General features: G+C 42.4%; 24 protein-coding genes. 13 read left to right on the plus strand and 11 right to left on the minus strand.

The window, feature by feature from the left end; all coding sequences use genetic code 11:
• Positions 1–38: 38 nt before the first annotated feature.
• The 5 genes from IQ274_RS04850 to IQ274_RS04870 all read left to right on the plus strand — a co-directional run bounded on the left by IQ274_RS04850 (position 39) and on the right by IQ274_RS04870 (position 4,478).
• Positions 39–383 carry a hypothetical protein gene (locus IQ274_RS04850; protein ID WP_194141595.1) on the plus strand — a complete coding sequence of 115 codons (345 nt, stop codon included), beginning with the start codon at positions 39–41 and terminating at the stop codon, positions 381–383.
• 308 nt (positions 384–691) lie between these two features.
• Positions 692–1,804 carry a ligand-binding sensor domain-containing protein gene (locus IQ274_RS04855; RefSeq protein WP_194141596.1) on the plus strand — a complete coding sequence of 371 codons (1,113 nt, stop codon included), beginning with the start codon at positions 692–694 and terminating at the stop codon, positions 1,802–1,804.
• A gap of 98 nt (positions 1,805–1,902) precedes the next feature.
• Positions 1,903–2,673: a 3-methyl-2-oxobutanoate hydroxymethyltransferase gene (gene panB / locus IQ274_RS04860; protein ID WP_194141597.1), complete on the plus strand. Its 771-nt coding sequence runs from the start codon at positions 1,903–1,905 to the stop codon at positions 2,671–2,673.
• 103 nt (positions 2,674–2,776) lie between these two features.
• Positions 2,777–3,586, plus strand: a complete 810-nt coding sequence (locus tag IQ274_RS04865; protein ID WP_194141598.1) for a tetratricopeptide repeat protein — start codon at positions 2,777–2,779, stop codon at positions 3,584–3,586.
• A gap of 196 nt (positions 3,587–3,782) precedes the next feature.
• Positions 3,783–4,478, plus strand: coding sequence for a Uma2 family endonuclease (locus IQ274_RS04870; protein WP_194141599.1), 696 nt, complete (start codon positions 3,783–3,785; stop codon positions 4,476–4,478).
• On the opposite strand, the gene IQ274_RS04875 is transcribed toward IQ274_RS04870, so the two are convergent.
• A complete protein-coding gene (locus IQ274_RS04875) occupies positions 4,444–4,578 on the minus strand; it encodes an HNH endonuclease (RefSeq protein WP_322745205.1) in 135 nt (44 codons plus the stop codon). The genes IQ274_RS04870 and IQ274_RS04875 overlap by 35 nt on opposite strands.
• Positions 4,579–4,636: 58 nt before the next feature.
• Here IQ274_RS04875 and trmFO point away from each other — a divergent pair, with 58 nt between their 5' ends.
• From trmFO to IQ274_RS04890, 3 genes are all read left to right on the plus strand, one after another.
• Entirely contained in the window at positions 4,637–5,953 is a 1,317-nt protein-coding gene (gene trmFO, locus IQ274_RS04880) for an FADH(2)-oxidizing methylenetetrahydrofolate--tRNA-(uracil(54)-C(5))-methyltransferase TrmFO (RefSeq protein WP_163937021.1), read from the plus strand.
• 182 nt (positions 5,954–6,135) lie between these two features.
• Entirely contained in the window at positions 6,136–6,537 is a 402-nt protein-coding gene (locus tag IQ274_RS04885) for a fasciclin domain-containing protein (protein ID WP_012410532.1), read from the plus strand.
• Between the two features lie 202 nt (positions 6,538–6,739).
• Positions 6,740–7,075, plus strand: coding sequence for a hypothetical protein (locus tag IQ274_RS04890; protein ID WP_163929093.1), 336 nt, complete (start codon positions 6,740–6,742; stop codon positions 7,073–7,075).
• Here the strand turns inward: IQ274_RS04890 and IQ274_RS04895 are convergent.
• From IQ274_RS04895 to IQ274_RS04930, 8 genes are all read right to left on the minus strand, one after another.
• Complete coding sequence (locus IQ274_RS04895; RefSeq protein ID WP_194141600.1) at positions 7,053–7,622, minus strand: GNAT family N-acetyltransferase; 570 nt, start codon at positions 7,620–7,622, stop codon at positions 7,053–7,055. The two genes, IQ274_RS04890 and IQ274_RS04895, sit on opposite strands and share 23 nt — an antisense overlap.
• The gene (locus IQ274_RS04900; protein ID WP_194141601.1) at positions 7,619–8,974 is read right to left on the minus strand and encodes a UDP-N-acetylmuramoyl-tripeptide--D-alanyl-D-alanine ligase; all 1,356 of its coding nucleotides are present in this window, start codon (positions 8,972–8,974) and stop codon (positions 7,619–7,621) included. Before IQ274_RS04900 ends, IQ274_RS04895 begins: the two co-directional genes overlap by 4 nt.
• A gap of 200 nt (positions 8,975–9,174) precedes the next feature.
• On the minus strand, positions 9,175–9,621 hold the full coding sequence (locus tag IQ274_RS04905) for a tellurite resistance TerB family protein (protein ID WP_163929099.1): 447 nt from the start codon (positions 9,619–9,621) through the stop codon (positions 9,175–9,177).
• Positions 9,622–9,800: 179 nt separating this feature from the next.
• Positions 9,801–9,938: a hypothetical protein gene (locus IQ274_RS04910; protein ID WP_041566338.1), complete on the minus strand. Its 138-nt coding sequence runs from the start codon at positions 9,936–9,938 to the stop codon at positions 9,801–9,803.
• 457 nt (positions 9,939–10,395) lie between these two features.
• Positions 10,396–11,316: a histone deacetylase family protein gene (locus tag IQ274_RS04915; protein WP_194141602.1), complete on the minus strand. Its 921-nt coding sequence runs from the start codon at positions 11,314–11,316 to the stop codon at positions 10,396–10,398.
• Positions 11,317–11,514: 198 nt separating this feature from the next.
• Positions 11,515–14,151 (minus strand): EAL domain-containing protein, encoded by a 2,637-nt coding sequence (locus tag IQ274_RS04920; RefSeq protein ID WP_194141603.1) that lies wholly within the window; start codon positions 14,149–14,151, stop codon positions 11,515–11,517.
• 482 nt (positions 14,152–14,633) lie between these two features.
• Positions 14,634–16,430, minus strand: coding sequence for a ShlB/FhaC/HecB family hemolysin secretion/activation protein (locus IQ274_RS04925; protein ID WP_194141604.1), 1,797 nt, complete (start codon positions 16,428–16,430; stop codon positions 14,634–14,636).
• Between the two features lie 428 nt (positions 16,431–16,858).
• Entirely contained in the window at positions 16,859–18,634 is a 1,776-nt protein-coding gene (locus IQ274_RS04930) for an SWIM zinc finger family protein (RefSeq protein WP_194141762.1), read from the minus strand.
• A gap of 498 nt (positions 18,635–19,132) precedes the next feature.
• On the opposite strand from IQ274_RS04930, the gene lpdA reads away from it, so the two are divergent.
• From lpdA to IQ274_RS04950, 4 genes are all read left to right on the plus strand, one after another.
• Positions 19,133–20,557, plus strand: a complete 1,425-nt coding sequence (lpdA, locus tag IQ274_RS04935) for a dihydrolipoyl dehydrogenase (protein ID WP_163929086.1) — start codon at positions 19,133–19,135, stop codon at positions 20,555–20,557.
• A 90-nt stretch (positions 20,558–20,647) separates the two neighbouring features.
• On the plus strand, positions 20,648–21,538 hold the full coding sequence (gene trpC, locus IQ274_RS04940) for an indole-3-glycerol phosphate synthase TrpC (RefSeq protein WP_194141605.1): 891 nt from the start codon (positions 20,648–20,650) through the stop codon (positions 21,536–21,538).
• A 226-nt stretch (positions 21,539–21,764) separates the two neighbouring features.
• Positions 21,765–22,016: a DUF5340 domain-containing protein gene (locus IQ274_RS04945; RefSeq protein ID WP_163929097.1), complete on the plus strand. Its 252-nt coding sequence runs from the start codon at positions 21,765–21,767 to the stop codon at positions 22,014–22,016.
• A gap of 170 nt (positions 22,017–22,186) precedes the next feature.
• Positions 22,187–22,855 (plus strand): carbonic anhydrase, encoded by a 669-nt coding sequence (locus IQ274_RS04950; RefSeq protein WP_163929084.1) that lies wholly within the window; start codon positions 22,187–22,189, stop codon positions 22,853–22,855.
• Positions 22,856–23,046: 191 nt separating this feature from the next.
• Here IQ274_RS04950 and IQ274_RS04955 read toward each other — a convergent pair whose 3' ends face one another.
• Both IQ274_RS04955 and IQ274_RS04960 read right to left on the minus strand, forming a co-directional pair.
• Entirely contained in the window at positions 23,047–23,205 is a 159-nt protein-coding gene (locus tag IQ274_RS04955; RefSeq protein WP_012410519.1) for a YqaE/Pmp3 family membrane protein, read from the minus strand.
• A gap of 141 nt (positions 23,206–23,346) precedes the next feature.
• Positions 23,347–23,694, minus strand: coding sequence for a translation initiation factor (locus IQ274_RS04960; protein ID WP_163929083.1), 348 nt, complete (start codon positions 23,692–23,694; stop codon positions 23,347–23,349).
• A 201-nt stretch (positions 23,695–23,895) separates the two neighbouring features.
• On the opposite strand from IQ274_RS04960, the gene trpB reads away from it, so the two are divergent.
• On the plus strand, positions 23,896–25,131 hold the full coding sequence (gene trpB / locus IQ274_RS04965; protein WP_163929082.1) for a tryptophan synthase subunit beta: 1,236 nt from the start codon (positions 23,896–23,898) through the stop codon (positions 25,129–25,131).
• Positions 25,132–25,145 lie beyond the last annotated feature (14 nt).

Raw genomic sequence — 25,145 nt, forward strand, 5'->3', positions numbered from 1 at the left:
TTCCCCCCTTCATCGGGGAGAAGATTCGGGAAAAATTTTTGTTAGGGGTTGTTTTTGCCCAAGGGTTGCAGTTTTTTTGCGGCGGACACTTTGGTAGCGGTGGTAGCCCTCCTCACCAGTGTTATCCCCTTCTAGGGGTACACGACCTAGCGCTTCTACTGTTTCCTCTTTATACGAATCAAAATTCTTTTTTACCTCTTCTTCGCACCCAACTAAACCTTCTCAATTTCACCAAAACTCCCGCTTTTTGCGGCTTTATTTTAGATAATTCCCCTACAAATCGAGGCATTCAGGGGATTGGACTGGCTGGCAGACATTCCCACCTCTACACTCCTTCTATCTTCCCCGTTGATGGAAAAGATACCAGAAAAGAATTTACTTGACAGAGATTTAGCAGAGTGGTGAGCGAAAGATAAAAAATTGCACACCACGTAATTTGTAACTTATTCCACAATATATCAATAATTCGATAAGTTATTCTTTCAAAGTTTTGAACTTATATATTTAGTTTTGTTATTACATAATGATTTAACATTTTATTACAAACGCTTTACAAGGTGTCATCAATAGTGTTTCGGGACTGGGTAATAAAAAAGTATTCCTAAATATTTATTCTCCAGTCCCCAATCCCCAATGTTTAAAAAATCCCAACTAGGGGAACACTGAAATTAACCCAAAGCCAGTTTAGGTAATGACTATGGGTACTGTCTCCAAAGGAAATGTCACCGTGGTATTATTTTGCAAGCGTACTAGTTTATTGATTACTTCTATCTTGTTTGGGTTGATAGCTGTGCCAGGTATGGGATGGGCACAAAAAACCCCTGACATCAAATCATCTGATTTAACCCCCGCTTACCCACCTTCTGCGCCGCCACCGCGAGTAGAATCCTTGCCCGATGAGCGCGGAGTGCAAGAAAATTCGCCAGAAACTGATTATCGTGTTGGTAACTTACTGGCAGATGTTACAGGCAATCTTTGGGTAGGTTCTTGGCGGGGATTATCGCGGATTGATCCTAAAACTGGCAAGATTATTTCTCGTGTTAGCTTACCGAATGTTGCCATTGGTGCTTTAGCCCAAGACAAAGTAGGACGCTTGTGGGTGGGAAGTTATGGCGGACTAGTTCGAGTAGACCCTCGCACGAATGAAATCACCGCACAGAATTTATTTTTGCCTTCTAAACGGGTTTTGTCACTGTTGCTTGACAAACGGGGTTATTTGTGGACTGGAACTGATAGTGGTTTAGCCCTAATTAGTCCTGACCAAGGTTTGATTATGACAACAGTAAAAAATCTGCCTGGTGTCAGCGCCAACACCCTAACTTTAGATGCTGAAGGTCAACTGTGGGTTGGCACTCTTGATGGATTGGTGCGGGTAAATACTGCTAGTGCTTCGATTATGAAGCGGATTGCCGATTTACCAGGGACGACTGTTCAAGCTTTAGCTATCAGTCCAGAAGGCTTAATTTGGGCCGGAATGCCGAATAATTTGCTAGTTATTAACCCAAAAACTGGTGCGGTGTTGCGGTCTGTAACTCGTTTACGTGGGCGTGATGTGACGGCGGTACGTTTTGCTAAAGATGGTAGTGTCTGGGTTGGAACTAACAATGGTTTGTTACGATTAAATCCAAATACAGGCGCTGTGTTAGATGCAGAAGTTGCTGGACTTCCTTCTAGTCGGGTTCTTGCCCTTGTACCTGACATCAGCAATAAACTATGGATTGGCACTAGTGAAGGTCTGGCTTGGTTAATGCCCAAAACGGATAGTGCAAAAACCCATATTGCTTTCAGTCGCGCTGTTAAGTAGGGATTAGGGGACAGGTTACAGGGTACAGGGGACTGAATTCTTTTAGCCGATCACCTATACCTATCACTTATCCCCTATCACCTATCCCCTAATTAAAAATGGCAATCACTACCCAGCAATTAATTCAATGGAAACAACAGGGACGTTCAATTGTCGCGTTGACCGCCTGGGATTATGCGATCGCTCAACTCATCGATACAGCTGGTGTAGACTTAATCCTTGTAGGTGACTCTATGGCAGTAGTTTTAGGGTATGAAACAACACTGCCGATAACTTTGGATGAGATGATATATCACGCCAAATCTGTGCGCCGTGGGGTTAAACGCGCATTAGTCGTTGTAGATTTACCATTTTTGACGTATCAAGAAAGTCTTCAACAAGCAATGCACTCAGCTGGGCGGGTACTGAAGGAAACGGGCGCTCAAGCGGTAAAATTGGAGGGTGGCTATCCAGCGATCGCAGAAACTATTGCTCGTTTGGTACAAGCCGGAATTCCGGTAATGGGTCATGTCGGTTTGACACCGCAATCTGTACATCAACTCGGTTTGCGGCAACAAGGGAAAACCCAAGAAGCGAGTGAGAGAATTTTACAAGAAGCGATCGCTCTCGAACAAGCAGGTGTATTTTCTATAGTTTTAGAGCATATACCCGCAGATTTGGCAATGCAGATTACACAAAAACTGAGCATTCCGACAATTGGTATCGGTGCAGGAACTCACTGCGATGGACAGGTTTTAGTTACCTCGGATGTAATCGGACTGGCCGAGAAACATCCACCATTCGCCAAGGTTTACACCAACTTGCGAGAGACGATTACCAAGGCTGTGCAAGATTATGCCGTGGAAGTACGCGATCGGAAATTTCCATAGTTTGTGGCAAATTGTGTGCAGTCGCAAAACAGCAGAGCAAAGGTTGTGATGTTCAATTCATTGACTTGGGAATAATACTAGTGTCATCAGCTTTTATAAACCAATGCTCAATTTAATGTTTGCTTTTGGATACTCTAGCCTTGGTTATATACTTTATAATTCTGGCGACTATCAAGGAGCCATTGAAAATTATACTCAGGCAATTTTACAAAATTCAGAGGATTTGACATCATATTTAAGTCGTGGTGTGGCTCGTTCACTGACAAAGGATTATCAAAATGCAATTGAAGATTTTAATGAAACAATCCGGCTGAGTCCTCAATATGCTCAGGCTTATGCTGAACGTGGTGTTGCTCGTGCAGCAATAGGCGATAATCAAAGTGCAATTGAAGATTGTCATCGTGCAATTCAATTAGATCCGCAATATGTACGAGCCTATTTTGGGCGAGGTGCAGCTTGTTTTTACTCTGGCAACTATCAAGGTGCGCTAGAAGACTTCAGTCTAATAGCCAGCATGGAACGTTCTGCTATTTCTTACTACAATTTGGGCATTCTGCAATATTCTCAGGGTATTAATAGCCAAGCCATTAAGCATTTAACTAAGGCTCTTTATGTAGATCCCAATTTAATAGCTGCTTACTATGTGCGGGGTAATGCGTGTTATGAGTTAGGAGATGAGCAAGGTGCATTTGCAGATTTTAATGAAGCAAAGCACATTGAAGCTGTGGGTGGAGGTGAAATATATTCTGAGGATGAATTTGCTTTCTACGCAAGGGGTTTGGCTTGCCATCGCTTAGGAAATCGAGAGGAAGCGATCGCTGATATCCAAGAGTCAGCCCAAATTGCTTTAAAGCATCAAAACATAATATTTCACCAAAAAGCGATCGACTTCATGAGCGAAATTCAGTCTTAACTAAGTTGGCATAAATAAATCATTATGGTTTGGAGTTGCGCTGTCTTTGCTAAAACGCAACTACAAGCTAATTCCAAAGATTTTACATAGCTTGGTTTTTTATAGCCGACTTAACTTATAGGTAAAATTAATATTAACGCGATCGCCATCTCAACTAGAAATATCAGCTAAAAACCCCATACTTGGAGGTGCAGCAATGGTACAACAAGTTACACCAGAAACCACCACCGAAGTCATCTACCCGGAAAGCGACGGACAGCCAATGGCGGATAATACAGAACAATTTGCATGGATTGTCAAAATAAAAGAAAATTTAGAAATTTTATTTGCATCACAATCTGATGTATTTATCGCCGGAGATTTGTTTTGGTATCCAGTTAAAGGAAGCCCGAATATTAAACAAGCGCCGGATACAATGGTAATCTTTGGCAGACCAAAAGGAAAACGGGGTTCCTATTTACAATGGGATGAAAATAATATCCCCCCACAGGTAGTATTTGAAATTCTATCGCCAGGTAACACCCTTAAAGAAATGACCAAAAAATTGCAGTTTTACCAGCGTTACGGCGTGGAAGAATATTATATTTATGATCCAGCTAAGAACGATTTAAATGGCTTGCTCGGTTCTGGAGATAGTTTTGAAGTCATTGAAGAGATGAATGGCTGGGTAAGTCCGCGTTTGGGAATCCGTTTTACATTAACACCGAATACTTTGGAAATTGTTTCTCCCACCGGACAAAAGTTTTTGTCACCTGTAGAAATTGACCAGTTACGGGAACAAGAACGCCAAGCAAAGGAAGCGGCTTTACAAGAATTAGAAAAAGAGCGCGATCGCTATCAAGAATTGTTAGCTAAACTCAAAGAAAAGGGAATTGATACAGATAATTTATAATTTTTTGAAGGTTACATAGAATACAGGCATAGCAGAAATTATCTGGTGTTGTTGCTCCACCATGTTTTACGCTGATTGTATAGTCAGCATGACTTTTTATTTAATTTACTTCTGTGATGCTGATAGATACTTATAATACAGGAATTAAAAATTTAACTATGGAACAACAACCGATACAAGTAATTGGAGGTGGACTAGCTGGGACAGAAGCAGCGTGGCAAATAGCCCAAGCTGGAGTACCGGTAATTCTCCATGAAATGCGTCCAAAACGCTTTAGCCCTGCTCATCATACAGAACATTTGGCAGAATTAGTCTGTAGTAATTCCTTTGGGGCAATGGCTAGCGATCGCGCGGCGGGATTATTGCACGAAGAATTACGCCAACTGGGTTCTATTGTCATCTCCAAAGCTGATGAACACGCCGTCCCTGCGGGAGGGGCGCTAGCGGTAGACAGAGGACAATTTGGCCAAGACTTGACTCAAACTTTAGCCAGCCATCCTTTAATCGAATTTCGCCGGGGTGAAGTGTCTGCGATTCCTGAAGGGATTGTGGTTTTGGCAACCGGGCCTTTAACGAGTCCCGATTTAGCCGAAGATTTGCAGCGCTTTACGGGGATGGAATACCTCAGCTTTTTCGATGCCGCTAGTCCGATTATTGTGGGAGAATCGATTAACCGTGACGTTGCTTTTATGGCATCACGTTATGACAAAGGTGAAGCCGCTTATCTCAACTGCCCAATGAATAAAGAGCAGTATTTGCACTTTCGAGAAGAACTTTGCAAAGCGGAACAAACAGAACTCAAAGGTTTTGAACGGGAAACAGCGAAATTTTTTGAAGCTTGTTTACCCATTGAAGAACTAGCACAGCGTGGCGAAGATACCATGCGCTACGGCCCCCTAAAGCCAGTAGGATTATCAGATACTCGCACTGGGGAACGTCCTTATGCTGTGGTGCAGTTGCGACAAGAAGACAAAGCCGGTCAACTGTGGAATATGGTAGGATTCCAAACTAATCTGCGTTGGGGTGAGCAAAAGCGGATATTTCAGCTAATTCCCAGTTTGGAAAAGGCGGAGTTTGTGCGCTTGGGAGTTATGCACCGCAACACTTTTATTAATGCCCCTCAGTTAATGCATCCAACTCTGCAATTTAAAGAACGTCCAACGTTGTTAGCTGCTGGACAGTTGATTGGTACTGAAGGCTACACTGCTGCGGCTGCGGGTGGCTGCTTGGCGGGAATTAATGCCGCGCGGCTAGCTTTGGGTAAAGAAGCTTTAGTTTTGCCACCAACAACAATGATGGGTGCGTTATTGGAATTTATTAGTTCCGCTTCGCCGAAGCATTTCCAACCAATGCCGCCCAACTTTGGGATTTTTCCCGAATTGGGTGCGAAAATCAAAAGTAAACAAGAGCGTTACGGACGTTACCGCGATCGCTCTTTAACCGATCTAGCAACCTGGAAAGCTAATCAGAATTAATGGGAATTGGGAATTGGGAATTGGGCATTGGAAATTGGGTTATTAATTTTTCTCCCCCTGCTCCCCCTGCTCCCTTCCCTCTGCTCCCTGCTCCCCTACCTCTTCTCCCCCACCCCTATTTAATAAAAATTCAAATAGGTTTATTATCCTTTAAAATCTTTTGCAAAAATTTAGGTAGGTATATGGCTGATATTGTTGATATTGCTGTTACGGCTGAGTCTTTCAAAACACTAGTGGCGGCTGTACAAGCTGCTGGTTTAGTAGAAACATTAAAAAGTCCTGGCCCGTTCACTGTCTTTGCACCAAATGACGATGCTTTTGCCAAATTACCGCCGGGAACTATCCAAACTCTGTTACAGAATATTCCCCAGCTAACGCGGATTTTAAAGTATCATGTCGTTCCAGGAAAGCTGCTAAAGGCTGATTTGGCAGAACTCGGCACGGTTAATTCTGTGGAAGGTTCACCGATTAAAATTCATTCTTTAGATGGTTTTGAAGTTAAAAATGCCACAGTTTTAGCAGCAGATATCGAAGCTGATAATGGCGTGGTACACGTTATCGATACCGTGATTTTACCCGGTTAATTCAGCTAGGGTGGGTGTTTTCCACCCTACTTATCTAAAATCTTTATAATTAACTAACTATTGAGTAGTATCAAAACGCAACTCAATATTTTAATTTATGTTATGTTTGCAATGTGATTACTCACTCACCTGTTAATGTAAATTTAGTTATTTTAAAATAAATTAAGTTCTTAAAAAGCTAACATCTATCCCAACAACATTAATGCTCGATTTTAACACCTTAGTAGAGTTCTCTCGTGGTAACTGCATAAGTATTTGTGCGTTTCTCGTTCCAGCAAACTTGCTTGTCACAATTTTAACAATGGCTCTGGTAGCCTTACGTCGCCCATCACATCAAATATGGCAATCTGCTGGAATTGCTAGCTTTTTCGCTTCTGTAATGATCCTGCACGTATATACTTGGTTCATGATTGGCGTGGTGATGGCTCCTACTTATATCTTGTTGTGGCTAGCAATCACGTGTTTGGTGACTAATTTGGGAGCAATTCTTTATCAAAGACGTTATAGTAACAGCCCTAGCCTTTCCAACAACGTCTGAAATCTAGATTTCTCCATTCATGCTCAAGGATGGCATATAGCCAAGAGTCTCGCCATTCTCCCTTAATCCAATGGTGTTCTCGCAAATATCCTTCTTGCTGCATTCCAATTTTTTGCATAACTCGTGCTGAAGCAATGTTTTCTGGATGACAAGTCGCAAAGATGCGATGTAAGCCTAACTCCTGAAAACCAAATGACACAACTGCTTTTACAGCTTCTGTTGCATATCCTTTTCCCCAAAATTTATTAGTAAAACAGTATCCAATAGAGCCTGTTTTATTATCAATATCCTTAACGGATATGCGACAGATACCAATTAATTGCTGTTGGGTTTTTAAAGTCACTGCTAAGGCAAAATGTTGACGGTGTTCTTCTCCTTGTAATGAAATCTCTCTTTGCAAAAAGTTTTTGGTATCTTCTTCGCTATTAGGGCCAAAAGTCAAATAACGCACAACTTCGCGATCGCTAGCGTATTGATGAACCGCTAGCCAATCTGATTCTACAAAGTCTCGTAGTTTGAGACGTTGGGTTTCTAGCGGTAGATTCATTGGGTAAATTCTGCACGTAACTGATTGACAACCCGATCTAATCCCACGGAATGGGCGGCTTTGAACAATAAACGATCGCCTGTTTGCACAAATGTCTTCAACCTAGCCACTAACTCGGCATGAGTTGCAAAGCATTCCGATGGGATACCTTCAGCACTTTGAGCCATCGCTTCGGCATCTTCTCCATCTACCAAAACCAACAAGCCGTCTAAATTCAACTTTCGGACTGTTTCTCCCACTCGCTGGTGCAACTGCTGCGATCGCTCTCCTAATTCTTTCATTGCACCCAATACAGCAATCTTACGCTTTCCGGGTGTGTCTGCTAATAACTGCAAAGATGCAATCATCGCTTCTGGTGCAGCATTATAAGTTTCATCTAAGATTATCACATCATTGGGTAAGGTAAATCGCTGCGATCGTCCTGTGGGCATATCCACCTCTACACCTGCTTTAAGGCTTGCCCAATCAATCCCCAACACCTTTGCCACTGCTAAAGCTGCCAAGAAATTAGTCGCATTGTGACGGCCAGGTAGCGGTAGAGGTAGTTGGATTCCTGCAACTTCCACCTGGTCGTTATCAATTAACTGCCCTTGGATATCTCCACCAGAAAAGCCGTAAGTTAAAACTTCCCCTTGCCAAACTTTCGCAGCAGTAGCCATTAATAAAGGATTGTCGTGGTTGAGAATTGCCACACTATCAGCAGCCATTTCAGCTAACAACTCACATTTTGCCTCAGCGATCGCTTCTTCGGAACCCAGTAATTCAATATGTGCCGTTCCAACATTGGTAATTACTCCAATTGTTGGACGCGCTATTTGTGTGAGTTCGGCAATTTGTCCCCTACCCCGCATTGCCATTTCAATCACAGCGTAGTCATTTTCTGCGCCAAGTTCTAGGAGAGTTTTCGGAACACCAATTTCATTGTTGTAATTTCCATAAGTTTTGTGAACTCGCCCCTTTGTTCCTAAAACTGCGGCGATCAATTCTTTGGTTGTTGTTTTACCCACAGAACCTGTTACGCCAATTACAGGAATATTAAATTGATCGCGCCACCATCTGCCAATTTGTTGATATGCCTTTAAGGTATCTTTTACCCGTAACACCGGAAAACCGGGATTTTCGTATTCAAAATCTACAATTGCAGCTATTGCACCCTTTGCGATCGCAGTTGGCACAAATTTATGTCCATCAAATTTATCGCCTCGCAAAGCGACAAATACTTCACCCAGCTTCAGGGTACGGCTATCTGTTTGTATACCGCAACTTACTTGTGTTAAAGCAGTTTCAGATAAGTTTATCGGACTGGCCAAAAGAACTTCAACCAGTTGGGATAGGGTGGCAGAACAACGCATAAGTAATTTACAATTTAAAGTTCAAAATTATAAAATCGAATTATGACACAATACTGCATTGAACAACAAGATTTGCGACTTCTCGAAAAAGTCGCAAATTTAAAATAACACCAAAAATAGTGCCAAAGAAGCTTAAGTCCTTTGGCACGCCTTTTTTAGAAGCTATTTATATAGTTTAATTAAGCAGATGCTTTATTTTCCTATCCACGGTTTTTAATTAAGATTACTTGCATGATTTGTAGTGCTATCTCACGAGAAACGCCTAAAGCTTGATATAGATCGTTTAAGAAGCTTTTTTCTTCTTCAGCTACAACACCTTCAGCTAAGACTAAATCAGTGGCTACTGCAAAGGCTGCTTCCCGCAAGTCTTGAGATAGAGAATCCTTTGCTGCATCAAATAAAGCGTTAAAACCATCCTCCTTGAGAATGCCCAATATTTGGTCAAACAGCCTATTCATCATCTCATGACGATAACCTGTAAAAAGTTTCATCCGAGACAGCACAAAAGTGATAGAATTTGCTTGCTCAACAGAAAGATAACCGTCTGAAGCTGTTGCCGCCAAGACAATAACAGCAAAAGCTTCCGCTGAATTGAGTGCTGCTTGGGTTTGGTTTTCTGTACCCAACACAGCGTTGAATAGACTCATCTGTAGTAACTCCTTGGCTAGAGTCTCAATAGCGCTACAGTTACCTGTATGTTTGGTAGATTTACAGGTAAGACTGTAACGCTGTGAGACTTTCATGCTTTAGTATTCCCAAGATTTATCCACGGCGAACACTTGCACCCAATGGTTTTTAGCAAGAACTACAATTGCCATCTGTAAATTTAGCGTTCTCCTGCCTTTTCTATTGTTTCAATTACCGCTAAACCTATACCAGAAGCTGCTATTAACAGTACTGCTGATATCAAATAGGCATTAGTCAACATCCGTAAGGCTTCACCGAAAAAAATATAGGTGGTCATTGCTTCACCTTTGAAAATTTGTGCTGCTAGTACTTTTTATTTCTCCACACCCTGATAGGTGTATTTCGCTGAGAAACTGCTAGCAATTGCATCTTAACAAAACTTTAGCTCTTTCAGAACCCCATTCAAAATTTTTATTTCTGAAGATTTGATGAACTTGACAAAATAGTGCATTAAGTATGGGGCATGAAGAAGAAACAAGGCAGAAAAGGGCTTAAAAAGGCTGGTATTTTGTATTTGGTCATTTTTTAACTATTTCAACCGATGTTTAAATCCTGAAACGACCAAACTACGTTAAATAGTTGAGAATTTTCTCAATTATTTTCGACATACTAAAAAACCTATCCTTGAAAGGAAGAAAAGGGGGAGAGACTTGTCTTCAACTCTTCAGTTCAAGAAACCTTTGCCTGCTTGACTTTTGTGAACTTTTGTTCGGTAATGAGGGAAACAAGGAAAGTTAAAGTAAACAGGATTCAATCGTCGCTACAACTGATTGAGAAAGAGTATCAAAATCGTAACCACCTTCTAAGCCAAACAGAATTTTACGAGTTAGCCCTAGACAATAATTAGTAAATAAAGCATAGTCTTCTGGCTGCAAATTGATACTTGCTAGAGGATCGGCGGCATTGCCATCATAACCAGCACTCACAATCAGTAAATCCGCTTTAAAATTCTCTAAAAACGGTATGACTTGCCTTTCAAATAGTGGCTGATACACTGCAATATCACTACCAGGAGGTACTGGTAAATTTAATACATTATTATGAAAGCCGCGTTCTGTGGCTCTCCCAGTACCGGGATAACATGGATATTGATGTAGGGAACAGTAGGCGATACGTGCTTCAGTTTCAACGATCGCCTGAGTACCATTACCGTGATGCACATCCCAATCGAGAATGGCGACGCGGTTAATTCCGGGTTGTTCGAGGGCAAATAAAGCGGCGATCGCAGCATTAGAAAATAGGCAAAAGCCCATCCCAGCATCGCTTTCTGCATGATGTCCTGGGGGACGTGCTAATACAAAAGCTGGATTAGCCGACCTTAACACAGCTTCAACACCATCCAGCCATGCACTAACTGCCAACAATGCCACATCATAACTGCGTGGGGAAACTGGTGTATCTCCATCCAAAGGGCCGCCGCCACTAGAAGCGATTTGCCAAAGTTTTTTGATGTAGGCTGGGCTATGAGCTTTAACCAACATAGACATCAGTGATGACTGTTCTGATACTGGTGTGGGCGATCGCCAGTCAATTTTATCTGTGAATGTAGCTGCTTTTAGGGCATTAGCGATCGCAGTTAAACGTTCTGGTTTTTCGGGATGGTATTTTCCAGTCTTGTGATCTAAAAATTCGTCGGAATAGATGACTGGCAGCATAGGACGAAAAAAGTCGGCAGTAGGACAATAAACAATTCGTAATTCGTAATTCGTAGTTATGTCGTGTGACCGAATTTTAACCCCGACACAAAACAAGCTGTGTATGGGAACGGAGGTATCAACCCCTATTCAATTAGTAATTACGAATTATGATGAATGCTATTGTATCGTTACTGGTACAAACAGTTTTTTCTTGTATTAGATGATTGGTCGTTTACTTTCGAGGATTTCTGTTGCTTTCTGTTCAGGAAGTGGCCGGTAGAAGAAATAGCCCTGTACCTCCTCACAGTTGATAGATTTCAAGAACTCCAATTGCTCTGCTGTTTCCACCCCTTCGGCTGTCAACTTCAATCCCAAGCTGTGTCCCAAGGTAACTATGGCCTGGATAATATGAGATACTTTTGAATCCGGTTTCAAATCTCTCATGAAAGACTGATCTATTTTGAGATTGTGGAGTGGCAAAAGCTGTAGGCGCGAGAGCGAGGAGTGACCCGTACCAAAGTCATCAATGGAGATGTTAACACCCATCTGCTTTAGCTCCTCTAACACCGTTCTGGTAAAACCCAAGTCCTCAATGGCTGTGGTTTCCATAATTTCTAATTCTAAAAAGTGGGCATCTAGACCCGTTTGCTCTAAAACTCTGGTTATAATCTCCACCAATTTGGGTTGGCGGAACTGCTTCAGAGAAAGATTGACAGCCATAGTTATAGGTGGCAATCCTGAATCTTGCCAGGTTTTATTTTGCATACAGGCTGTCCGTAGCACCCATTCGCCGATGGCGATAATTAATCCGCTTTCTTCGGCGAGGGGAATGAAGACACTGGGTGCAACCAATCCCATTTCTGGGTGCTGCCAACGCAACAGAGCCTCCATACCAGTAATTTCTCCTGTGCCAATGTTTACACGAGGTTGATAGAACACCGTAAATTCTTCACGTTCTAGGGCATAGCGCAAACTCTTTTCTAAAGTCAGAAGTTCAGGATTCTTGGCGCTCAGAGAAACACTATAAAATTGATAGTTATTCCGCCCTTTGTCTTTGGCGTAGTATAAAGCGGCATCTGCGTGCTGGATTAGTGTTTCGGCATCAGGACTGTTGTTATCAAGCAACGCAATACCGAGGCTGGCAGTCACATAAAGTTCATGCCCTTGGAGATAAAAAGGATCTTCTAAGGTTTGTAAAATTCTGTACGCCACTTGCGTTACTTCTTCAATATCAGTGACTCGTGGGAGTAAGATAGTAAACTCATCGCCTCCCCAACGGGCTATAGTGTCTCCCCCTCTGAGTAAATTTTGTAATCTTTGAGCGACGTTTTTTAACAATTGGTCTCCCAAAGTATGCCCCAGAGTGTCATTAATTACCTTGAAGCGATCCAGGTCGAGGAAGATCACAGCTAAACTTTCGTCATTCCGAGTGGCATTGGGCAGAGTTTTACTCAGCAGTTCGTTAAATAGTAGGCGATTGGGCAACCCTGTCAGCATGTCATGGAGGGCTTGATAGCGGATCTTTTCTTCTACTTGCTGACGTTGCCGGGCACCAATAATACTAGCGGCCATTGTCAAAAGTGTAGATTCTTCGTGCTTTGACCAATGACGCTCAAAGGTACAGTCTGCCAAGCCAAGATAGCCCCAGCACTCATTTTCCAAGCGGAGAGGCACCAAAAGAAGGGATTGAATGCCATCTCTAATGAGGAATTCTTGTTCGGCGATCGGAAATTTTTGGGTGAGTCCGCTAATTGACTGGCCGCTACAAAGAACAGTATACCAACGGGCTAATCCAGAACCTTGATAAACCTGATTCTGCCAATGGTGGTGGGTAGATTCAATTAAAGATTGCGTCCATTCAAACCGCAAACTGACTGCTATTTCCCCTGTAGCAGGATGGGGATGATTCTGAAAAAGATAAGCACGGTCTGCTTTGGCAGCTTCGCCCAGTATAGCTAAAGCTTGCTCAATACCAGTTTCGTAATTCATTTCCCCCAGCAAATAATTAGCGGCTTCTGCAACTGCTTGCAGCAAGCGATCGCGCTGACGCAATTCGGCTGTAGCTTGTTTTTGCTCTGTAATATCCCTAATAATAAAAGTTCTAATTAAATCACTTTGAGGAAGGTAGAGAACAGATTGTTCAAAAACTTCTGTATCTACTTCCACCTCCCGCACAAAAGAATTTTTTTCTAAATTTTTAACCGTACTCAGGAGTCCTGCTAATATTGGGTGTTCTGTGCCAAGTTCCCTAAGTTTGGGAAACTTGAGAGTAGCAGCAGGATTGATATAAGTAACTATTCCCTCAAAATCCATCTCAACAATTGGATTGGGGATGAGTTCAGGGAAAGATGCTAGACGAGCTAAGGCAGACTCACTAGCTGCTTCCAAGCTGGGATCGATAGCTAGGGTTTGAAAAGGATTTGCAGGACTGGCTTGCTCTGATAGGAAGCCAGATAAGTCTTCAACATCAAAAGATTCAGAAAATACTTCTTCTGAAATGTTGGAAATAGCATAATATTTAGCCTGAGCTTGATGACTGCCAAAGTCAATGGTATCTCCATTTCTAAGATTATGAGAAAAGGCTTTAGTACCATTTATAAATAAACCATTAGTACTTCCTTTACCCTTGAAGTTGCCATCAATAATTTGGAAGCCATATTGGTCAGTCTCTGGAACAGTTACTCGCAACAAAATTGCGTGTTGCATTGATACTGACCGGGAAACCAAGACAATGGTGTTTGCAGGATGCCGGCCCAGAGAATAAGTAGTCTCTCGCAGGGGGACAGTTCTCCGCCCTTGCAGGTCTTTGATGACCAACAGATGGCGTATTTTTTCCCGCTCATTTCCTAACATGACTGTTCCTCAAATTCTCATATATTTTTGTCTTAATCTGAAAAATACAACTCCCAGAAATGCGATCTGAAAGTCTTAACTTCTAGCAAAACTTGCTTCATAAAATTTGTCACCACCTACAGATAACAGTTGCGTTACCTTATCGCGATAACACACCCTACAACCACGATCATTGGTTGAAAAATTTTTAGCTGGAAGTCCCAGAGATAAGTTATCAGCTTTGTCCCTTCGTCTATTCAGCCCAACCTTGTCTTTCTTAGGATACCCAGAATAAAATCAAACACTGAATAGAATATATAGTATATTTACGGGTTTTTATTCTGAGTGGTAGAGAAACTCCGAATTATATAAATAACCGTCTGATTTTTAGTTTTTAATGGCGGGAACCCCCCGTTAATGTACTCCTAGGTCGAAATAGCATCTCGTTAGAGAAGCCTATTGTAGATGAGGTAAGAGAATAAACTGTTTCTAACACCTAAATTTTAAAAAGGATTATACAGTAAACTAAAATACAGACCGTTTTCTTGTAATGTTCTCTCATTTGATTCAACTGATATTAAAGGAACGCCCCAATCAAGACGAACAGTAAAGCGATCGCCCTGTGACCAACGCAACCCCAGACCAACAGCAGCTAAAGTATTAGGGTTAGGATTCTCTCTACCTGAACTATTCCAGCCAACACCAAAATCCACAAAGGGAACAACCTGTAACGTGCTATCTATCTTGGGTAAGCGCAGAATTGGTACTTGAACTTCCGCAGAGACAAAAGTGCCATTATCCGTTAACAGGTAATCTTGACGATAGCCGCGAATACTATCTTGTCCACCTAAGCCAAATTGCTCTAAAGGCAGAAGTGTTCTAGATGCAAGTTGCGTATTTAAACGAAATAACATTAAGGTTTCAGGAGCTAAAAGGCGTACCCACTGCGCTTGCCCTTGCCAAGCAAAAAAACGGCTATCGGGAGCATTTTGATTAATCGTGGGACTTAAAATATCTATACCCAAACTAAATTGAGAGCGGAGGGCGATGACTTCACGGCTGTTACGACTCGTCCATTCTTGAAAAAATCGGAATGCAGACACCTTAGTGTGTCCCTGTTCATCAGCTCCAGGTGAAAGTACAGAGCCGGGAAGGCCTTCTCTCTGTAGCAAAGACGAAATATCACTTTCCCGTCGGGAGGCTGTCAACCCAAGGGCGAATTCTTGTGTCGGAGTTTGAACTATGGGCTGGCGGAATGTCAGTTCGTAATAGCGAGAATCTGAGTGGATATCTAAAACGTTGAAAGGAGGTTCAATCACATTGCTTGATGTGATGCCATAGTTGAAAGTCAGTGTGCCATTGCGGGGATTGAGTGGTAATGTATAGTTCGCGTCAAGGGAGTTGCTACCATCGGTATTAGTGTAAGCGACACCTAGAGCGTCTCCCAATCCCAATAAGTTGGCTTCATTCAATTGTAATCGGCGGCGAAAACTGCCAACACTAGGCGATCGCCCATTATCAAGAACTATCTGGCTACTAAAGGTTTTTGCCTCACTAACCTTGACTTCTAAAAGACTCGAACCAGTCCGCGATCCTGCGGAGAGTTCAGCAGAAACATTTTGAATCAAAGGATTCAGTTGCAAGAGTTGTAGTGCTTCTAGTAGACGCTGCCGATTCAGAGGCGGTGATGTAGCGATTGCTAGGCGGCTGCGGACATAATTCGGATTCAACCGCCGAGTTCCAGTTACTTGAATATCTTCTAATTTACCTTCAACGACCTGAATTTTTACAACACCAGATTTGATTGTTTGGGGTGGGATGTATGCACCAGAGGTAATATAACCATTTCTGACGTATAGATCAGTAATTTTAGAACGTGCTTGATACACTTCAGTCAGCGAGATTGGTCGTTTGGTAAATTCAGCAGTGGCGAGGGCTAACTCTTCGGGACTGAAAACTGTGCTACCAATAACTTCAAACCGTTCAACAACAATAGTTTGAGGAAACTTACCAGGTAGTGGTTCATCAGGTGTGGGAGTTGGGACAGAGGGGGGAAATAGTTCTGCTGGTGGGGGAAGTGGCTGAGGCAGTTCAGGTGAGGGAACTGGTGAAGGTACGGATGGTTGTAAATCTTGTGGTGGTGGGAGTTGTTGTTGTGAAAGGATGAAAGTACTAGTTGGTAATTGTGTAGTATCAACAGCCTGAGCTTTCACTGGATTAGAAGAGATGCTGCTGAGTAATACAAGCATACTCAGTGGTAAATGGGACGCTATAAGATTCTGAGGATATTTATTAATCATCGCACTGCACTATTTTTTGTCCGTAACTATGGAATTATACGGAAACTGTCTCAGATGTGAATCTTACTTCATCTTTTGCCGCTAAGGTTAATATCTTGGGCAAATCTCAATTTAAAAGCTAAAGAATTTGGTAATTGCAAACTTCAAAGCATTGATGGTGTTCAATCTGCATCAGCAAGAAGACATAGCCGCAGCAATAGACTTAGTGGTTTGTCTCATTAGCTAAGAGGGCTGATCGGAACTTTATTCCTAGATTTTTCAGCACTGTTCGCGCAATGTTCCCACAGGGTAGTGCTTACTACTAAATCATCAGAATTAATGGTTCATGTCATTCAATTTGATTAGTTTATTTGTCATCAAAACTTTCTAGAGACGTAAAACTTTGCGTCTCTACAACCCATTAAATGAAAGCTTAAAAATAATAGTTTTTACTCCATATCCCTTTGCTGCAACATCCCCATCAATTTACGTTTACGAGCGTGGGTTTGCATCAAGTTTTCCCGATAACTTAACCAGTCAGCTTTCTTCCCAGATTCCAAGTAGGCGGCACGGACTTTTTTTAACCATTCAACCGCATAGTAGTAATATTCTGCCTTACCTCCATCCATAATCTTTTCAGCACGGCGACGCGCATTAGCAATCACCCAAGCAGGATTGTGAGGGATAGCGGCATTCATGACGCGATGAATCAATTCTGAATAATAAGAACTGAGTTCACTAGCGATCGCAATTGCATCATCAATTAGCCCCTCATGCAAGAATATATCTACCTTGGCTGATTCTGTTCCCCAACCACTATAAGTACGAATAATTCTCAGCAGGTCTATTTTGACAGTTTCCCAGTTTTCCCCAGCTAATCCTGCCATCCTTTCGTAGTCAACAAAAGAGGGCTTGACTTGGAAAGCCGCCTTAATTGCTAATAAAGCAGCTTCGCTATTACCCAACTCAACAGCTAAATCACTTGTCCAAATTCCTAATTCGTACTGACAATTCCCTGGTAAAGTTAACCCACTCTGGGCTATATCTAGTGCTTGCTGTAATGCCCCTTGTTCGCTGATTGCTTTCGCTAGGGCAAACGCCTCTTCTATTGAGTTCATCTGGGTTTGAGCAGCATCAACTGCTTCTTCTACTCTGCCCAAACGCCCTAACATTGTGAGATAGTGCTGGGTTTGTCCTTCTGCTTCTGCTAAATAGAGATATTCTTGGTAACGTTCTTGACGTTCGAGAATTTTTAGCCGAATTAGTGCCAAATCATCTGCATAGTCTGGCACGTCTTCTTCCCAAGCTCCCCTTTCGGTAATATTACCTTGGAGAACTTGCACTAGGGGCAGATAATCCCAACCTTGCCGTAAAGCTTCCATAACTAGGCCAAAATCAGCATTCCACTCATCTTGCCAAGCCTCCAAATTTATTTGAATATCAACTTTTTCTTCTGGGGTAAGTTCAGCAGTCAGAATTGCTTCACACCAAGCCTCATTTAATTCCCCGACAATTTCATCATTTTCAGCACCGTAATCTGCAATATCGTCCCAATTTTCTACACAAGTAAAGGTAATCGCTTCTAAAATAGCGATCGCATTTTCACCCTCTCCCCGTTCGCTAAAAGCTACCGCAGTTTGCACCACACTCACCAATTCTTCGGCAATCGGGTCTTCTTCACACCCTTCCTCAAAAAAGCGCACAGCATCCCGAATAATTTGCCGGACTTGCCGTCGAATGGGAGCTGGATCAATAGTACGGCGACGCAAGGGTTTTATGCTTGTTTGCTCAACAATAGGATTCGTCATCCAACCTACATGACGGTCAATCGCATCAATTAGTGGTGGGTATTCATTGACCAACTCTTGCAGCAGCCTTTGAGTTTGGATATTATCCAGGCGATTGAGTAGTTGTTCTAGGGTGGGGCGCTGTTCAATACTTTCTGAATCACGCACACAGACAAGCATCGTGGCGATAATGTGTTTGCACCACCCGTCAAAGTTGTAGGCACAGGTGCAGTTTGCTGAGGTTAACCCACTGCTATCGAAACTCAAATTGACATGATAAGGTCTTGCTTCAGTACCTGCAACTTCCGCTTGAAGCAGATGACCACGTTGGGTAACAGTATGAACAGCACCAGCCTCATAGTATGCCTCGCCGCGTTGGAAAGATTTGGTGTTGGCATGACGGCGGATAGTAAATTCAGTAATTTGGGGAATAGACATCGAGCGATCGCCTGTGTAAATCCTCTGGATGAATCCTAAATCCAGCTTAGGTGTTAGGCGATGGCGCTGTAAAGTTATTGGGGATTGGGGATTGGGGATTGGGCATTGAGCATTGGGAAGTAGAGACTGATTCATCCACCTCAGAACCTCATTTCCCATTCCCCATTCCCCATTCCCAATTCCCAATTCCCCATTGCCTTTAAAAAAATAAGTATCTAGATTTGACTATAATTACTGAAAACATCCATCTTTTCGCCCGAAGTCAGTGAATCATAATTGAAGTTAGCAACACCTGAACGTTAAATCAGTAAATAGTTATCAGGCAGATGGTAGGGGATTTAAATCAGTTAGCAGTTTCCAGTGTTCACTGAAAACTATGTGTTGGGGGCTTAAACCCAGCAATAAAACTGACAACTGATAACTGATAACTGTTAAAGGGGTTGCGCTGATTGTCGGTCAAGTTGAGAATAAATAGGCGAAGCAGACGGGGAACCTAACGTGAGTCAAGGATTTGATTACGATTTAGTCATTATCGGCGCTGGTGTAGGCGGGCATGGCGCAGCCTTACACGCCGTAAGTTGTGGTTTAAAAACAGCGATTATTGAAGCTGGTGATATGGGAGGAACCTGTGTTAATCGGGGTTGTATTCCTTCTAAAGCGCTGCTGGCGGCATCTGGACGGGTGCGGGAGTTACGCAATGCCCACCACCTCAAATCGCTGGGAATTCAAATTGGTAGCGTGGAATTTGATCGCCAAGCGATCGCTAATCATGCTAATAATCTCGTCTCGAAAATTCAAGGGGACTTAACCAACAGTCTCAAACGTCTAGGAGTCGATATTATCAGAGGTTGGGGAAAAATCGCTGGGGCGCAAAAAGTTGCTGTCACCGGAGACGGTGGCGAAAAAATCATCACAGCTAAAGACATCATCCTTTCCCCTGGTTCAATTCCTTTTGTACCTCCAGGAATTGAAGTAGACGGCAAAACTGTCTTTACTAGCGACCAAGGTGTGAAGTTAGAGTCGCTACCAGATTGGGTGGCGATTATTGGTAGTGGTTACATTGGCTTGGAATTTTCTGATGTTTACTCAGCTTTGGGTTGTGAAATCACCTTGATTGAAGCCCTAGATCAGTTAATGCCAGGATTTGACCGCGATATTGCCAAACTTGCCGAACGAGTCCTGATTACTCCCCGCGATATTGAAACCAAAGTGGGGATATACGCCAAAAAAGTTACCCCTGGTTCACCAGTGGTAATTGAGTTAGCAGATTTCAAAACCAAAGAAGATGTAGATGTCATCGAAGTAGATGCTTGTTTGGTGGCTACAGGACGCATCCCAGCGACCAAAAATCTTGGTTTGGAGTCTGTGGGTATAGAACTCGATCGGCGGAATTTTATCCCAGTTGACGATCGCATGGCAGTGCTATCAGCTGGTGAAGTAGTACCAAATGTCTGGGCAATTGGCGATGCTAATGGGAAGATGATGTTAGCACATGCGGCTTCTGCTCAGGGCATCATCGCGGTAGAAAATATAGTTGGGAGGGAAAGAATAGTAGACTATCGCAGCATCCCCGCAGCAGCTTTTACCCACCCAGAAGTTAGCTATGTAGGTTTAACAGAAACCGCAGCGAAGGAATTGGGACAAACCGAAGGGTTTGAAATCGCCACAAGTCGGAGTTACTTCAAAGGGAATTCCAAAGCGTTGGCAGAAAATGAAGCCGACGGTATTGCCAAAGTGATATATCGCAAAGACACAGGAGAAGTCTTAGGCGTTCACATTTTCGGGCTGCACGCCTCAGACTTAATTCATGAAGCGTCAGCCGCGATCGCAAACCGTCAATCCGTCCAAAGCCTCGCACATCTAGTTCACGCCCACCCAACACTCTCGGAAGTCTTGGACGAAGCTTATAAACGAGCTATTTAGTCATTTGTCCTCTGTCATTTGTCCTTTGTCAATAAACAAGGACAAATGACCAATGACAAATGACCAATGACCACTGACAAATGACTAATTATGCAAATCCGTCGTCGTTCCCCTAACCCAGCTATTGCTGTATCCATGTTACGTTACCAGGCTGCCGTACCTGATTCAGCGCCAAACAATATCTTGGAAGAAATTGTCTGGCAGAAAGAAGCAGAATATGACTTGATGCGGGAAAAGGTTCCTTTACAAGAATTGCGAAAGCAGGTACTGACTGCGCCCCCAACCCGTGATTTTGTCGCTGCTTTGCGCCAAGGCAAGACTAAACCAGCATTGATTGCCGAAGTTAAAAAAGCTTCACCAAGTAAAGGCGTTTTCCGAGAAGATTTTGACCCAGTAGCGATCGCCCAATCTTATCAGCAAGGTGGTGCTAGTTGTCTTTCGGTGCTAACCGATGTCAAGTTCTTTCAAGGTAGTTTTGAAAACTTAGCCAAGATTCGGGCTGCCGTAGATTTGCCCCTATTATGCAAAGAGTTTATCATTTATGCTTACCAAATATACTTGGCACGGATTCATGGTGCAGATGCAATTTTATTGATTGCGGCTATCCTGAGCGATCAAGATTTGAAATACTTCCTCAAAATTGCTAACAACTTGAAAATGGCAGCCCTGATTGAAGTCCATAGCTTGGCAGAACTTGACCGTGTGTTAGCCTTGGATGGGGTCTCTTTAGTAGGAATCAATAATCGCAACTTGGAAGATTTCTCCGTTGACTTGCAAACTACTTGCCAACTTTTAGCTGCAAGGGGTAGCCAATTGCAGGAGAAAAACATCCTTGTTGTCAGCGAGTCAGGACTACACAACCCAGATAATTTGAGTTTAGTGCTTACAGCAGGTGCATCTGCTGTACTCATTGGAGAGTCTTTGGTAAAACAACCAGATCCCGGCGCTGCGATCGCCACTATATTACCGAAAAATTTCTGAAATAAAAACTTCCCCTGTACCTCTTAGTACAGGGCAACTAATGGGGCATACTATGCGTAGACACGCAGCACTTTGCTGTCAACTATTATCAATATCTTTGCTAAATCTTCATCGCTAATCAAATCAAAGCCATAAGCAACTAGTTATTTCTTATGTAACAATTTATGTACGAGAGATGAAATTTGACTAAGGCAAAATTCCAAATATGAAATCAAAATTAAACTTCATGGAGCAAATTCCTCTACCTTCACCTATTCATTACGAACTTATACTTCAACTTTTAGAAAGACAAACTATGTTAGCGGTTAATGATAATCCAGATTTACGACATCAAGTAAATCAACTAATTATTACTCTCCGTAAAGCTGCGGTACAACAAAAACGACTAGAAGAAATTTGCGAATTTTCCTCTGTAACTGTCGATCACCGTTGGTCAATCAACCATCATAATGGTAGCAAAGTTGTTGCCCCCGATTGAAGCTGATAACTGGATATCTCAACCTCAAATTTGGCATCTTTTTACTTACTTATGTAGAAAAAGACTGTCATCTTTCTCAAATTTTGGATTGTAACAAGTTCATACTGATTTAGCGGAAACTGTAATTCAGCTAAAATATTTATGAGATTCTCTCTCGAATTTGACGAAAGATGAAATATAACAGCATTGATGAACTCTTCAGAAATAATCAGGCTTGGGTTGCAGAGAAATTAGCTATAGATCCAACTTACTTTCAAGAATTATCTAAGGGACAAACACCACCTTTTCTATACATCGGGTGTTCTGATAGTCGTTTACCCTTGACAAACCTTACTCGTACAGAACCAGGAGAATTATTTGTTCATCGTAATATTGCGAATCAAGTTTCTCTAACGGATATTAACTTTTTAGCCGTTTTAGAATACGCAATTTTACATCTTCAGGTGGAACATATTATTGTTTGTGGTCACTACGACTGCGGAGGAATTAAAGCGGCTTTAGAAGGAAGAACCATCGGCATTCTTGATAATTGGGTAAATCCGATTCGGGAACTGTATTTACACAAACAAGAAGAAATTGATGCTTTACCAACCAGAGAAGAACGTCTGAATCGTTTGGCAGAAATAAATGTAGTGGCGCAAGTGAAAAATCTCTACCAAACTTCTATCATGCGTCAGGCACTTTATGAGCGAAAAGCGCCTATGGTTCATGGTTGGGTACTAGATATACGCACTGGCTTAATCAAAGATTTAAATGTCTCAACTGTGCAATGGCAGTTACACATCTGCCCTTTGCTTCTAGAGTTTAGACTCTATGCGATGTTAAAAAATGAGAGCTAATTTGGGATTGACTGCCACAGAGATTAATACTTTATCGACATGATTTATTGTGTCTTTAGAGTTTTTTAATTAAAAGAAATATGGTATTGTGATATATCCGTGCAGACATCCAACTCAAAAGCCTTTTTGTAGAGGCAATTGATTAATTGCCTCTGTAGAGATGGTTACACCCAATTTACTCGTACAAAGAATTATTTCTTAGCAATTATCCATACTGCATGAATAATTCCAGGAATGTAACCGAAAAGCGTCAGAACTATATTAATCCAAAAGTCTATACCAAAACCTACTTGTAAAAAAACTCCCAAAGGTGGTACGAAAATGGCACACAGAATCCGAACTAAATCCATTTAAACCTCCTGTTTATCTCACTAAAAATAGCTTGTTAGCGAAGTAATCCACCACCGTTCAAGCATATTTGTACTTTTCAAAGATAACATTCCATTTCTCAATCTAGGTGACAGTTAAGATGCGGTAAACCGCACTCAAAATTAGCCACCGCTAATTTTGGCTTTATAACCTAGCTTGGTCAAAATCTCGACAATTTTCTGCTTGTGTTCGCCCTGAATTTCAATTTCGTTATCTTTAAGTGTCCCACCTGTCCCACACTGGGTTTTTAACTGCTTTACTAAATCTGCCAAGGTTTCTGGTTTAGCTTGAAAACCGCTAATCACTGTGACAGTTTTGCCTTTACGTCCTTTACGGGAAGCTTGTACTTTAAGATTTTGTTGTTGTGGGGGTAGTTCTGGAATTGGTCTTTCTGTGGCGGCGGAGTTGTCATTACCAAATTCGCGGTAGGCGAAGCTTTTGTCAGAAGATTTAGAATTGGAAGAAGACATAAAATATTTGTTAAGAAAAATTTCAAAGGCAGTGGAAACTTCTACGCAACCATTCTGCTGGGATGTCAATTTCTAGGCTAACATTACAAATCCATTGCCAGGAATTGGGAATTGTTTTTCTACCTCATCCCCAGGTATACCCCAGATATGCCCCAGACTTTTCTATAATAATTAAGTCATTTCCGTCATCGAAAACAGCCTGTGACTACCACTCCCCTCTCTCCAAGTTCAACTGCTCAGGTTCCCGATGCGTTAGGTCGCTTTGGACGCTTCGGCGGTAAGTATGTACCTGAAACGCTGATGCCTGCCCTTTCTGAATTAGAAACAGCTTATCAGCAATACCGCAATGACCCTGGTTTTCAAGCAGAATTACAGCAGTTGTTACGAGACTATGTGGGACGCGCCACACCATTGTATTTCGCGGAACGCCTGACTGCTCATTATGCGCGACCCGATCGCACTGGGCCACAAATTTATCTAAAGCGCGAAGATTTAAATCATACAGGCGCTCACAAAATCAATAATGCTCTTGGTCAGGTTTTGTTAGCGAAACGCATGGGTAAGCAACGGATTATTGCCGAAACTGGTGCTGGACAACATGGAGTTGCTACAGCCACAGTTTGCGCTCGTTTTGGGCTGGAATGCGTAATTTACATGGGCGTTCATGATATGGAACGCCAATCTTTAAATGTTTTCAGAATGCGGTTGATGGGGGCAGAAGTGCGTCCGGTGGAAGCGGGAACTGGAACCCTGAAAGATGCCACTTCGGAAGCAATCCGCGATTGGGTAACAAATGTGGAAACAACTCACTACATCCTGGGTTCAGTAGCAGGCCCCCATCCTTACCCGATGATGGTACGTGATTTCCATGCAGTAATCGGCCAAGAAACTCGCGCCCAAGCAATGGAAAAGTGGGGCACATTGCCTGATATTCTCTTGGCTTGTGTGGGTGGTGGTTCCAATGCAATGGGACTATTCTATGAGTTTATTAATGAGCCTTCTATCCGGTTCATTGGGGTTGAGGCAGCCGGAGAAGGTGTTAATACCGAAAAACACGCAGCAACCTTGACAAAAGGACGGGTTGGTGTGTTACACGGAGCAATGAGCTATCTATTACAAGACGAGGATGGGCAAATCATTGAGGCGCACTCAATTAGTGCAGGGTTAGATTATCCCGGTGTGGGGCCAGAACATAGCTATTTGAAAGACACTGGTCGCGCTGAATATTATAGTGTGACAGATGCAGAGGCAATGGCAGCATTCCAGCGATTATCGAAATTGGAAGGGATTATCCCAGCATTAGAAACAGCCCATGCGATCGCATATCTTGAAACCTTATGTCCCCAACTAAGCGGCAGTCCTCGGATTGTAATTAACTGTTCTGGACGCGGTGATAAAGATGTACAAACGGTAGCTAAGTTATTAGATCCAGCGTAAATCTACTTAAAATA

Origin of the sequence: Nostoc sp. LEGE 12447 (genome assembly GCF_015206985.1) — a bacterium.
Lineage (GTDB): Bacteria > Cyanobacteriota > Cyanobacteriia > Cyanobacteriales > Nostocaceae > Nostoc.

Excerpts from the sequence above, each read along its gene's own strand:
- trpC (WP_194141605.1), top strand. The coding sequence starts at position 20,648 with ATGCAAATCCGTCGTCGTTCCCCTAACCCAGCTATTGCTGTATCCATG.
- IQ274_RS04865 (WP_194141598.1), top strand. The coding sequence starts at position 2,777 with ATGCTCAATTTAATGTTTGCTTTTGGATACTCTAGCCTTGGTTATATA.
- IQ274_RS04870 (WP_194141599.1), top strand. The coding sequence starts at position 3,783 with ATGGTACAACAAGTTACACCAGAAACCACCACCGAAGTCATCTACCCG.
- IQ274_RS04855 (WP_194141596.1), top strand. The coding sequence starts at position 692 with ATGACTATGGGTACTGTCTCCAAAGGAAATGTCACCGTGGTATTATTT.
- IQ274_RS04960 (WP_163929083.1), bottom strand. The coding sequence starts at position 23,694 with ATGTCTTCTTCCAATTCTAAATCTTCTGACAAAAGCTTCGCCTACCGC.
- IQ274_RS04900 (WP_194141601.1), bottom strand. The coding sequence starts at position 8,974 with ATGCGTTGTTCTGCCACCCTATCCCAACTGGTTGAAGTTCTTTTGGCC.
- IQ274_RS04895 (WP_194141600.1), bottom strand. The coding sequence starts at position 7,622 with ATGAATCTACCGCTAGAAACCCAACGTCTCAAACTACGAGACTTTGTA.
- IQ274_RS04945 (WP_163929097.1), top strand. The coding sequence starts at position 21,765 with ATGGAGCAAATTCCTCTACCTTCACCTATTCATTACGAACTTATACTT.
- IQ274_RS04930 (WP_194141762.1), bottom strand. The coding sequence starts at position 18,634 with ATGTCTATTCCCCAAATTACTGAATTTACTATCCGCCGTCATGCCAAC.
- panB (WP_194141597.1), top strand. The coding sequence starts at position 1,903 with ATGGCAATCACTACCCAGCAATTAATTCAATGGAAACAACAGGGACGT.
- IQ274_RS04915 (WP_194141602.1), bottom strand. The coding sequence starts at position 11,316 with ATGCTGCCAGTCATCTATTCCGACGAATTTTTAGATCACAAGACTGGA.
- IQ274_RS04885 (WP_012410532.1), top strand. The coding sequence starts at position 6,136 with ATGGCTGATATTGTTGATATTGCTGTTACGGCTGAGTCTTTCAAAACA.
- trmFO (WP_163937021.1), top strand. The coding sequence starts at position 4,637 with ATGGAACAACAACCGATACAAGTAATTGGAGGTGGACTAGCTGGGACA.
- IQ274_RS04920 (WP_194141603.1), bottom strand. The coding sequence starts at position 14,151 with ATGTTAGGAAATGAGCGGGAAAAAATACGCCATCTGTTGGTCATCAAA.
- IQ274_RS04905 (WP_163929099.1), bottom strand. The coding sequence starts at position 9,621 with ATGAGTCTATTCAACGCTGTGTTGGGTACAGAAAACCAAACCCAAGCA.
- IQ274_RS04925 (WP_194141604.1), bottom strand. The coding sequence starts at position 16,430 with ATGATTAATAAATATCCTCAGAATCTTATAGCGTCCCATTTACCACTG.
- IQ274_RS04910 (WP_041566338.1), bottom strand. The coding sequence starts at position 9,938 with ATGACCACCTATATTTTTTTCGGTGAAGCCTTACGGATGTTGACTAAT.
- IQ274_RS04950 (WP_163929084.1), top strand. The coding sequence starts at position 22,187 with ATGAAATATAACAGCATTGATGAACTCTTCAGAAATAATCAGGCTTGG.
- IQ274_RS04955 (WP_012410519.1), bottom strand. The coding sequence starts at position 23,205 with ATGGATTTAGTTCGGATTCTGTGTGCCATTTTCGTACCACCTTTGGGA.
- IQ274_RS04890 (WP_163929093.1), top strand. The coding sequence starts at position 6,740 with ATGCTCGATTTTAACACCTTAGTAGAGTTCTCTCGTGGTAACTGCATA.